The following is a 10,849-nucleotide window of genomic DNA, read 5'->3' as shown; positions in this document are numbered from 1 at the left end:
CTTCCGGCCAGCATTTCATCACCGGTATGCGGCTCAGATCGACCTCATCGCCCTGCCAAATCTGCTGCTGACACGGCGCATCACGCAGGCGCTTAGTGGGCATATTCAGCACCTGCTTCCACTGCGGCATCTTGTCGAAAAAGTCGCGAAAACCGCGCGGCGGCTCCGGCTCTTTCAAAAAGGCAAGCAGGCGGCCAACGTCACGCAATGCCTTAACGTCTTCCTGCCCCATGCCCAGCGCCACGCGATCCGGCGTGCCGAAAAGGTTACACAGCACCGGCATACTATAGCCTTTGGGATTTTCAAACAGCAGCGCCGGTCCGCCGGCTCGCAGAGTGCGATCGGCAATTTCGGTCATTTCAAGATCGGGATCGATCTCTTGCTTAATGCGTTTTAATTCCCCGCGCTGCTCCAGCAGGGAAAGGAAGTCGCGTAGGTCGTGATATTTCATGACTTCTCATCAGTACGGTCAGTGAATCGGCCATTATAGGGAGGATTAAGCTCTTGTGCTTAGTTTTTCGCGGCGGCGATGCTGCCGCGCTCGTGCTGCAACGGCTAAAATTGTGTCTTCAGGCCACCGGTTGGCCAGCCGATCCGTTTATAACTGCAGTGAATAAGCTTTCTGCTTAACGCTGTCCGACAGCAGGCTACGATTTCAGAAGCCTTCTGGCCTGCATGTTGCTATAACTATCACGCTATTTTTGCTATTCTTAGCGACCCTGTAATTGCAAAGTGACGTTATGGAATCCTGGTATTTACTTTATTGCAAACGTGGCCAGCTTACCCGCGCTAAAGAACATCTTGAGCGCCAGGCGGTGCATTGTCTCAGCCCCATGATTGCCTTAGAGAAACTGGTGCGCGGCAAGCGTACCCAGGTAAATGAGCCGCTGTTCCCGAACTATCTTTTTGTCGAGTTCGACCCGGAAGCGATTCATACCACGACCATCAGCGCCACGCGTGGCGTTAGCCATTTCGTCCGCTTCGGTAACCTTCCTGCCACCGTGCCGCAGGATGTGATCGAAGCGCTGCAGACGCAGGCGATGATCACGCTGCCCGCGCCCACGCTGCCACAGCCTGGCGACAGAGTATTGATTACCGCTGGCGCTTTCGAAGGCCTGAAAGCTATCTTTACCGAACCGGACGGTGAAGCGCGTTCTATGCTGCTGCTTAACCTGCTGAATAAGCAGATTGTTCGCAGTCTGGACAACCGGCAGTTTCAGAAACTCTGACGCGCTGCGCTACGGCTTCACAAGACCGAAAAGCGCGCGCGCGTTACTGTCGCACTGCTGCCCCAGCGTTGCGGCATCCTCACCGCGCAGCAGCGCCACCTGCTCTACAATATGCGGCAGAAAACACGGCTCGTTGCGCCGCGATGCCGGGCGAGGACGCATATCGCGCGGCAGCAGATAAGGCGCATCCGTTTCCAGCAGCAGCTTTTCCGCAGGAATAAGTGGCATCAGCTCCCGTAGCTCAAGCCCGCGACGTTCATCACACACCCAACCCGTAATACCCACAGAAAGCCCGACGGCCAGACAGGCCTCCAGTTCCGCTTTCGTGCCGGTAAAACAGTGAACGACCGCGCCGGGCAGTTTTGGTAACCAGGGCGTCAGGATGGCGAGAAAGCGCTCGTAAGCTTCGCGGCAGTGGAGAAAAACGGGCAGTTGCAGATCGGCGGCCAGTTCTAGCTGGGCATTGAAGGCATAAGCCTGCTGTTCCGGCCCGCAAATATTGCGGTTGAAATCCAGTCCACATTCACCAATTGCGGCGACCTCCGGGCTTTCCGCCAGCCTTCTCAGGGTGGATGCCGTCTCCGCCGACCATTCACTGGCGTGGTGTGGATGAACGCCAGCGGTAGACCAGCAGTAGCCGGGCCGGCGCTTCGCCAGGCTCTGTGCCTGCTGGCTCTCCAGCGCGTTGGTGCCGGTAATCAGGATACCCGTGACGCCCGCATCTGCGGCGCGTTTTACCACCTTGTCACGATCTTTGGCGAACTGTGTGCTGGTCAGGTTGACCCCAATATCAAACATAGCGTGTTCCAAACAGTAACCGCCCTTACGGGCGGTTATTTTTTAATGTGGGCAAGCCTTCGCGGCTACTCCGGCTCCTGGTCGCTCTCTTCCCGACGTAATCCGGTATAGAAGCGGGAGAAGAACACGCCAACTTCAAACAGGCAGTACATCGGAATGGCCAACAGCGTCTGGGAAAGCACATCCGGTGGGGTCAGTAACATCCCCACGATAAAGGCGCCTACCAGAACATAAGGCCGCTTAGCCTTGAGTTCTTCTGGCGTAGTCACGCCGGTCCAGCACAGCAGCACGATCGCAATTGGCACTTCAAAGGAGATGCCAAAAGCCATAAACAACGCCATCACAAAATCGAGATAGTTGTTGATATCGGTAGCAATCTGTACGCCGTGCGGCGCGGTTTTGGCAAAGAAGCCAAAGGCCAACGGGAAGACAACAAAGTAGGCGAAAGCCATCCCTATGTAGAATAGGAATGAACTGGAAATCAGCAGCGGCACCACCAGTCGGCGTTCATGGCGATAAAGCGCAGGCGCGATAAAGGCCCAGATCTGATAAAGGATAACCGGCACCGCCAAAAAGACGGAAACGATCATGGTCAGCTTAATCGGCGCGAAAAAAGGCGAAGCCACGTCGGTTGCGATCATGCTGGCGCCTGCAGGCATCTGCTTGATCAGGGGCGCAGAAACCAGCTGGTAAATATCGTTGGAAAAGTAAGCCAGGCAAAGAAAAATTCCCACCACGGCGATAATACAGTTCAGCAGACGCTTACGCAGCTCAATCAGATGGCTGATAAGCGGTTGGGTATCTTCAACAGCCATGTTTAGCGTTCATCCGGTTGAGAAGGGGAAACAGGCGCACGGCTGGAAAGCGCAGGCGCTTCGTCTTTAACAGCGGCCTTTGCCTTTTCTGCTACGGTGGCAGAGGCGTAACCCTGCGCGGCAGCGGGCGTTCCGGCGTTGTTTTCATAAGGCGCGCTGGCAGCGGCAGGAGCTTCGGCGGCCCGAACTCCCTCAGACTGAACGGCAGTCGGCTCGCTTGCGGCGGGCGAAACAGCTCCGGTAGCCTGAACCTTAACGGGCTGAACGGCAGCCGGCTCGCTTGCAGCGGGCGAAACAGCCCCGGCAGCCAGAGCCTTAGCGGGCTGAACGACAGTCGGCTCGCTTGCGGCGGGCGAGACATGCACGACGGGTGCTTGCTGCTCCTGCTGCATTACAGGCTCTGCCGGTTCAGTAGCGGAATTCTCTGGTGCCTGCATCGGTGCACTGGCCTGATGATCGGCCGCGGCGGGCGTCACGCCCTCATGGGAATCCGCGGCGTTTTTCACCAGGGGGTTATGAATAGTATTCGCTTCGTCGTCTGTTTTTTCGTTCTCACCCAGATAGGTGCGCTTCATGGACTCTGCTGACTGCTTCAGCTCTTCCATCGAAGCCTTCAGTTCCGGCGAAAGGCTGTTTTTGCTGGCCTCTTCCACTTTTTTCAGGCTGTCCTGCAGCTCCTGCAGTTTCAGCTCCTGCGCCAGTTCGTTTTGCACATTTGCTGCCAGCGAGCGCAGCGCACGGATCCAGCCAACCACGGTTTTCACCGCTACGGGCAAACGCTGCGGGCCCAGCACGACCAGCCCAACAATAAAGACCAGAATCAGTTCACTAAAACCTATGTCGAACACGGCTTACACCTTGTCGTTCTTGACGTCTTCTTTTTTCGCTGCTGCGTGCTGTTTGTCGGCCAGAGTGGCCTTGAAATCAGCATCGTCGGCGTGTGTTTTGGGTTTTTCGTCATCGTCGCTCATGGCTTTTTTAAACCCTTTGATCGATGAGCCCAGATCGGAACCCAGCCCGCGTAATTTTTTGGTGCCGAAAAGCAGCACAACGATTACGGCAATAATTAACAACTGCCAGATACTAATACCGCCCATGATTTTGCCTCGGATGTCAGTTAATGCGGGTTTCGCAGTATATAAGCGGGGCCGACCGCGCGCAAAGCACCGCCGGCCCCTTTACCTTTCATGACAGTCAGTCGGTCTTACGCCAGCCGACCAGCCAGCTTACCAGGCCCCCCGCCACCATGAAGGCCGATAACAGATCCCACTGCGGTCTGGTCAGTAAAATAGCCGTACCGCTTAGCAGTAGCGTGGCACCGATACCGAACAGATAGCGCGACTGATGATGCCGTACGCGATCGTTACGCAAATCGTAAGAAAGCCTGTCAACACTGTGCTGAAGGTGCTTGTGTCGCTTCAGGCTCTCATAAACCAGTTCCGGTAGCTCCGGCAGTTTTTCCGCCCAAAACGGTGCCTTCTCTTTTAGCGCACGCACGATGGCCGGAATGCCGATCTGGTCTTTGATCCAGTCTTCCAGGAACGGCTTAGCGGTTTTCCACAGATCGAGCTGCGGATAAAGCTGCCGTCCAACCCCTTCAACATACAGCAGCGTTTTCTGTAACAGCACCAGCTGAGGCTGCACTTCCATATTGAAGCGGCGCGCCGTGTTAAACAGGTTCAGCAGCACGTGACCGAAGGAGATTTCCGCCAGTGGTTTTTCAAAAATGGGTTCGCAAACGGTACGAATCGCGAACTCAAAATCTTCTACGTTGGTATCCGCCGGTACCCAGCCGGAGTCGACGTGCAGCTCGGCGACCTTGCGGTAATCCCGATTGAAGAAGGCAATGAAGTTCTCCGCCAGGTAGCGCTTATCCTCTTTATTCAGCGAGCCGACAATTCCGCAGTCGATGCCGATATATTGCGGATCCTCAGGATGTTCATAGCTGACAAAAATATTGCCCGGATGCATGTCGGCATGGAAAAAACTGTCCCGAAACACCTGGGTAAAGAAGACCTGCACGCCGCGCTCGGCCAGCAGCTTCATATTGACGCCACGCTGTTCAAGCTGCACTACGTCGGAAATAGGAATGCCATAAATACGCTCCATCACCAGCATGGTTTCGCTACCGTAATCGGAGTAGATTTCCGGTACGTAGAGCATATTGCTGCCTTCAAAATTACGGCGCAGCTGAATAGCATTCGCTGCTTCGCGCAGCAGGTTCAGCTCATCTATCAGCGTTTTTTCGTAATCGGCGACCACTTCCTGCGGGCGCAGACGACGGCCGTCCGGCAGCAGACGAGGCACCCAGGCTGCCATGCGGTTGATCAGCTTCATGTCCGCTTTGATTACCGGCAGGATATCCGGGCGGATCACTTTGATGACCACTTCCTTGCCGTTTTCCTTCAGCGTGGCGGTATGCACCTGCGCGATGGAAGCGGAAGCGAGCGGCGTGATCACAAAGTCATCAAACAAGGTTTCCACCTTGCAGCCAAGCGACAGTTCGATCTGTTTTTTCGCCTGCACACCATCAAAAGGGGCCACTTTGTCCTGTAGCATCGCCAGCTGATCGGCAATATGCGGCGGAAAAAGGTCGCGTCGCGTGGACATCATCTGCCCAAACTTAATCCAGACCGGGCCAAGCTGCTCCATTGCCAGCCGGATGCGCTCGCCAAGCTGACGCTCTTTGTGCAAATTAGGCATCCAGAACAGGGTTCTACGCCACAGGCGTAGCGGCAGAGCCAGCCGGGTTTTGGGGATCAGTTCATCAAGCCCGTAGCTAAGAAAAATACGGATAATAAAATAGAGACGACGTAGTTCTCCGAGGGTCATTTGCCCTCCAGTTGTTTGAGGCGGGTTTCCAGCGCGGCCAGCTCGCGAGCGGCAGCATCGACTTCTTCAGCAAACCAGGCCAGCTCCAGGCCGCCCGGCGTCAGGCGCCACTCTTCCGTCAGTGCCTGACTAAGGTAGCTCTGCTTACGGTTAAGATCGCCGCGCACCAGCTGCAGCCCGCGACGGGCGGCCTGGCCGATCCCCTGGGCAGCAATATCACCAATCCAGGGCGCGAGATATTCGGCCGGGTCAAGCTCGGCCAGATCGATCAAAGCGGAAAATTGCTGCACGACCTGGAGGTCGCCCTCAACTTCCAGCTCGCCGCTGCGGATCAGGCTGGTTAACTGCTGCCGATCGCGCAGTTTACGCAGCGTCGCCACGCGGGTTTTAACTTTACAGTCTGGCGTGTCACACCAGTCGCCCAGCACATCGACCTGTTGTTCGCTAAAAATAAAGATCAGCGGCTGTTTCAGTTCCGCCAGTTCAATAGCCAGGCTGCGGCCATTAAGGCGCTGACGTGCCGCTTTCAGGCCGCGATCGCGATATAAAATCTGATTGAGCGCTGTTTCCAGCCCTGCGGTTAACAGCGGCGTTAAGGTCATTCGCTATCCTGTTCAGAACTTGAATCCGCGGTGCAACGCAACGATGCCACCGGTAAGATTGTGGTAGGTAGTATTCTCGAAGCCGACATCGTCCATCATCTGCTTTAACGTATCCTGATCCGGATGCATACGGATAGATTCGGCCAGATAGCGGTAGCTTTCGGAATCCTTCGCCACCAGCTCGCCGATACGCGGCAGCACATGGAATGAGTAGGCGTCGTAGGCCTTGCTCAACGGCTCCAGCAGCGGCTTGGAAAACTCCAGCACCAGCAGGCGGCCGCCCGGCTTCAGGACGCGGAACATTGAAGCCAACGCCTTCTCTTTTTCAGTCACGTTACGCAGGCCGAAAGCAATGGTGATGCAGTCGAAATGATTATCCGGGAAAGGCAGCGCTTCGGCGTTGGCCTGGACGTAATTAACGTTGCCAATAATGCCGTTGTTACGCAGCTTCTCACGCCCCACTTTCAGCATGGAGCTGTTAATATCAGCCAGCACGACTTCGCCGGTTTCACCAACCAGACGCGAAAATTTAGCGGTCAGATCGCCGGTGCCACCAGCAAGATCGAGAACGCGCTGCCCACGACGCACGCCACTACAATCGATAGTAAAACGTTTCCAGACACGGTGGATGCCGAACGACATAAGATCGTTCATCAGGTCATATTTGGCCGCAACGGAATGGAAAACATCAGCCACCATTTCAGCTTTGTCGCTTTTCGCTACCGTACGAAAGCCGAAGTGCGTGGTATCCTTTGATTCATCTGCCATTTGTTTTGCCTGCTCTGCAATCAGTTATCTGCCAAGTGTATCAGAGTCCCACAGGCCAGGCACAGCCTTGCGGGTTATTCATTAACGCGTGCCGCGCCTGGCCCGGTTTGTGTCGCCAGATACGCGACCTCGTCCTCATTCTCTTCTTCGTTCTCTTCCTCATCGGCCTCATCCGGCATCGCCTGTTCTACCAGGCCTGGATTAATGGGCCGCTTGATGGCCACACCCAGCTGCCGAAAACCTTCCGTCTGCGCGATCAGGTTGCCCCGCCCTTCCGCCAGCTTTTGCATTGCCTGTCGGTAGCTGTCTCGGGCCTTATCGAGGTTTTGCCCCATTGCTGACATATCGTCGACAAACAGGCGCATTTTGTCATAGAGCTTAGCCGCTCTGTCAGCAATACGCTGGGCATGACGGCTTTGATGCTCATAGCGCCACAGATTATTGATGGTACGCAGCGCCACCAGCAGCGTGGTCGGGCTGACCAACATGATGTTCTGACCCAGCGCCTCGTTAATCAGTTCCGGCTGCCGGTCGATCGCGACCAGAAAAGCCGGTTCAACAGGAATAAACATCAGCACATAGTCCAGCGAGCGCAGACCCGGCAGCTGCTGATAATCTTTACGGCTCAGCAGGCGAATATGGCTGCGAATGGCGGCAACGTGCTCACCGATAGCGGTTTCACGCGTGGCCTCGTCTTCGCCATTAAAATAGCGTTCGTAAGCGACCAGCGTCATTTTGGCGTCGATAACCACATCTTTACCCTGCGGCAGGCGCACGATAACGTCCGGCTGCATACGGGCGTTGTGCTCCAGCTGAATATTGACCTGCGTTTCATATTCGTGCCCTTCCCGCAGGCCCGACGCTTCCAGCACGCGGCTGAGCACGACTTCACCCCAGTTTCCCTGCATCTTGTTGTCGCCCTTCAGGGCCTTGGTCAGGTTAATCGCTTCCTGCGCCATTTGGGCATTAAGCTGCTGCAGATGACGAATTTCATGGGAAAGCGTATGGCGCTCGCGTGCCTCCTGGCCAAAGCCTTCCTGCACCTGACGACGAAAGCCGTCCAGCTGTTCGCGCAGGGGCGAGAGCAACCCGTCCAGGCTCTGACGATTCTGCTCATCGACGCGGCGGTTGCTGTGTTCGAAAATACGGTTGGCAAGGTGTTCAAACTGCGCGTTCAGCCGCTGCTCGCTGTTGACCAGCAGGCGCTGTTTCTCTTCTGCCGCCATTCTGCTCTCTTCAAGCCGAATAGTGACTTCACGCAGCTCTGCCTCTTGTGCGCTGTTAATTTCCAGCTGCGTACGCAGTTCGCGCGCCAGCTGCTCGGCCTCGCCTCGCCAGTGGTCAAGCTGGGTAAGCTTTTCCTGTGCGGCCGCGAGCGAGCCGTGAAGTTGACGCAGCTCCAGCTCCTGCTGTTTCTGCGCCTGCTGTTGCTGGTTCTGTTGTAGCGTCAGGCGATCGCGCTCCTGCTTCAGCTGCTCGGTAGCCTGCAGCAACAGCCTGCGCTCTGTTTCCTGATGCGCCGTGCGCTGCTGGTTTTGATACCAGGCAATAAGCCAGCCGACCAACGCGCCCGCCAGGCCTGAGCCTATGCCGTAACCGATTATTGCATCCACGCCCCTTCCCCCTCCGGACTGCTCTGGCAGAAAAGGTAAGGGCAGGCTGTAGCAATGTCGAGCTAAAAAGCGTGAGGTGATGGGACAGAGAAGGTTTTCAGCGGGATGTCAGAGACGGCTCGAAAAATTAACCGCCTCTGGTGCAACAAGATGTCATTAAGGGAGGCGCGCTCCCTCAGGGATGGATGACACAATTAGCCACACTTCTTCCGACCACTACAGCAGACGACGAGCCGCTTCAACCACGATGCGTACCGCATCGCTTTCCGTTTTTTTCATGGTTTCCGCATCAGGAATTTCCTGTTGGGTACGGTTTACAATCACGCCGGCTACCATCCCGGCACGCAGGCCCTGGCTGGCACACATGGTCAGCAACGTGGCGGATTCCATCTCGTAGTTCAGCACGCCCATTTGCTGCCACTCTTTCATCGAGTTTTGGAAACGGCTCACCACGCGACCAGAAAAGGTGTCGTAACGTTCCTGTCCCGGATAAAAGGTGTCGGAAGAGGCGGTAATACCGATGTGCGTGGTCGCGCCAAGCGCTTTTGCCGCTTCTACCAGCGCGGTAGTGCAGGTGAAATCGGCAACGGCCGGGAACTCCAGCGGCGCAAAGTGCAGGCTCGCCCCGTCCAGACGCACGGAACCTGTGGTCACAAGCACATCACCCACGTTAATCCCTGGCTGGATAGCGCCGGTAGTCCCCACGCGCAGGAAAGTGCGGATGCCCAGCTGAGCCAGCTCTTCTACCGCGATAGAAGTGGAAGGGCCACCAATTCCGGTTGAGCAGACGATAATGGCCTTGCCGTCGATATCGGCGCGCCACGTAGTGAATTCGCGGTGCGACGCCAGCTGAACCGGATTATCCATCAGCGCGGCAATCTTTTTAACGCGCTCGGGGTCGCCTGGCACAATGGCAAGAGTGGCGCCCTGAAGGTCGGATTTGGTTAAACCCAGGTGAAAAACGTCTGATTGTGCCATGACTGTATCCTGTAATAAAAAAGCGATGAGGCGCTTACAGTAGCGCAATGCTGAATGAATTTATGTGAGTGAATTCACCTTGGGTAATGAAAGTTACATTCGTAACGCTGCAAACCGTGATTGAAATCACACAAAAAGACTTTTCCGCACGAAACGCGCTGTCAGAAACCAACGACCCCGTCAAAGATGACAGGCTGACCTTTACCCGATCGAAACGTAATCCTGGCTATAGTTAGCTGATTGCGCTACTGCATGTATGGAGAGGACAATGAAAAGCGACGATAATCCGACTCAAACACTGAGCAATAAGGGATTCGCTCCTGCGGTATCACCTGCCGCATCGACCACCCTCATTACCGACAGCGCCGATATCGTTTGCGGCGAAACGTCAATTCCGACGCAGGGCGAGAACATGCCCGCTTTCCACGCCAGACCTCGCCATGCCGACGGCCCGCTGCCGGTCGTGCTGGTGGTGCAGGAAATTTTTGGCGTGCATGAACATATTCGCGATATTTGTAGACGCCTGGCGACAGAAGGCTATCTGGCCGTCGCCCCCGAGCTTTATTTCCGCGAGGGCGATCCTGACGAGTACAATGATATCCCCACGCTGTTTAAAGAGCTGGTCAGCAAGGTTCCGGATAGTCAGGTACTGGCCGATCTGGATCACGTAGCTAACTGGGCGTCGCGACATGGCGGCGACATGCGCAATATGGCGATTACCGGCTTTTGCTGGGGCGGCCGCATAACCTGGCTTTACGCTGCGCATAATCCTCAGCTGAAAGCGGGTGTCGCCTGGTACGGCAAGCTGGTAGGGGATAAAACGTTGCAGCAGCAAAAGCATCCTGTGGACGTTGCGGTTGATATTAACGCACCGGTACTGGGGCTTTACGGCGCGCTCGACGAGAGCATTCCGCAGGAGAGCGTGGAAACCATGCGTCAGGCACTGCGGGCGGCCAACGCTAACTCGGAAATCGTGGTTTATCCCGAGGCCGGTCACGCTTTTAACGCCGATTATCGTCCCAGCTACCATGAAGAATCGGCCAAAGATGGCTGGCAGCGTATGCTGACCTGGTTCAAACAGCACGGCGTCAGCTAACGCAGAAGGCATCGCCTGCGGCCCGCCCTGACCGGCGGGCTTTTTTATGCCGCTTCTGCTTAGGGTGCCTCATCGTCTGCGATAAATGATGCCCCAGGAAACAAAGCATTCTCCATTT

The 10,849-nt window shown here is 55.9% G+C and carries 11 protein-coding genes and 2 pseudogenes; 3 read left to right on the top strand and 10 right to left on the bottom strand.

The window, feature by feature from the left end:
* Positions 1-451: pseudogene (locus tag RTK32_RS01610) on the bottom strand (UbiD family decarboxylase domain-containing protein); the annotation flags it as partial.
* 289 nt (positions 452-740) lie between these two features.
* Between RTK32_RS01610 and rfaH the strand changes: the two are divergent.
* Positions 741-1,229 (top strand): transcription/translation regulatory transformer protein RfaH, encoded by a 489-nt coding sequence (rfaH, locus tag RTK32_RS01605; RefSeq protein ID WP_312041788.1) that lies wholly within the window; start codon positions 741-743, stop codon positions 1,227-1,229.
* Between the two features lie 9 nt (positions 1,230-1,238).
* Here rfaH and tatD read toward each other — a convergent pair whose 3' ends face one another.
* From tatD to udp, 9 genes and pseudogenes are all read right to left on the bottom strand, one after another.
* Entirely contained in the window at positions 1,239-2,027 is a 789-nt protein-coding gene (tatD, locus tag RTK32_RS01600; protein ID WP_312041787.1) for a 3'-5' ssDNA/RNA exonuclease TatD, read from the bottom strand.
* Between the two features lie 65 nt (positions 2,028-2,092).
* Positions 2,093-2,842 carry a Sec-independent protein translocase subunit TatC gene (gene tatC, locus RTK32_RS01595; protein ID WP_312041786.1) on the bottom strand — a complete coding sequence of 250 codons (750 nt, stop codon included), beginning with the start codon at positions 2,840-2,842 and terminating at the stop codon, positions 2,093-2,095.
* A 341-nt stretch (positions 2,843-3,183) separates the two neighbouring features.
* Positions 3,184-3,690 (bottom strand): annotated as a pseudogene (gene tatB, locus RTK32_RS01590) (Sec-independent protein translocase protein TatB); the annotation flags it as partial.
* Between the two features lie 3 nt (positions 3,691-3,693).
* Positions 3,694-3,939, bottom strand: a complete 246-nt coding sequence (gene tatA / locus RTK32_RS01585) for a twin-arginine translocase TatA/TatE family subunit (RefSeq protein ID WP_312041785.1) — start codon at positions 3,937-3,939, stop codon at positions 3,694-3,696.
* A gap of 97 nt (positions 3,940-4,036) precedes the next feature.
* A complete protein-coding gene (gene ubiB / locus RTK32_RS01580) occupies positions 4,037-5,674 on the bottom strand; it encodes a ubiquinone biosynthesis regulatory protein kinase UbiB (protein WP_312041784.1) in 1,638 nt (545 codons plus the stop codon).
* Positions 5,671-6,276: an SCP2 domain-containing protein gene (locus RTK32_RS01575; protein WP_312041783.1), complete on the bottom strand. Its 606-nt coding sequence runs from the start codon at positions 6,274-6,276 to the stop codon at positions 5,671-5,673. Before RTK32_RS01575 ends, ubiB begins: the two co-directional genes overlap by 4 nt.
* 12 nt (positions 6,277-6,288) lie before the next feature.
* A complete protein-coding gene (ubiE, locus tag RTK32_RS01570) occupies positions 6,289-7,044 on the bottom strand; it encodes a bifunctional demethylmenaquinone methyltransferase/2-methoxy-6-polyprenyl-1,4-benzoquinol methylase UbiE (protein ID WP_125290686.1) in 756 nt (251 codons plus the stop codon).
* A gap of 74 nt (positions 7,045-7,118) precedes the next feature.
* Entirely contained in the window at positions 7,119-8,657 is a 1,539-nt protein-coding gene (rmuC, locus tag RTK32_RS01565) for a DNA recombination protein RmuC (protein ID WP_312041782.1), read from the bottom strand.
* 216 nt (positions 8,658-8,873) lie between these two features.
* Positions 8,874-9,635 (bottom strand): uridine phosphorylase, encoded by a 762-nt coding sequence (udp, locus tag RTK32_RS01560; RefSeq protein WP_312041781.1) that lies wholly within the window; start codon positions 9,633-9,635, stop codon positions 8,874-8,876.
* 86 nt (positions 9,636-9,721) lie between these two features.
* Here udp and RTK32_RS01555 point away from each other — a divergent pair, with 86 nt between their 5' ends.
* Positions 9,722-9,871, top strand: a complete 150-nt coding sequence (locus RTK32_RS01555) for a hypothetical protein (protein WP_312041780.1) — start codon at positions 9,722-9,724, stop codon at positions 9,869-9,871.
* A 32-nt stretch (positions 9,872-9,903) separates the two neighbouring features.
* Positions 9,904-10,731 carry a dienelactone hydrolase family protein gene (locus RTK32_RS01550; RefSeq protein WP_312041779.1) on the top strand — a complete coding sequence of 276 codons (828 nt, stop codon included), beginning with the start codon at positions 9,904-9,906 and terminating at the stop codon, positions 10,729-10,731.
* Positions 10,732-10,849: the final 118 nt, after the last annotated feature.

It is taken from the genome of Erwinia sp., from assembly GCF_031978025.1.
Taxonomy (GTDB): domain Bacteria; phylum Pseudomonadota; class Gammaproteobacteria; order Enterobacterales; family Enterobacteriaceae; genus Erwinia.
This window is presented reverse-complemented; position numbering and strand designations above follow the sequence as displayed.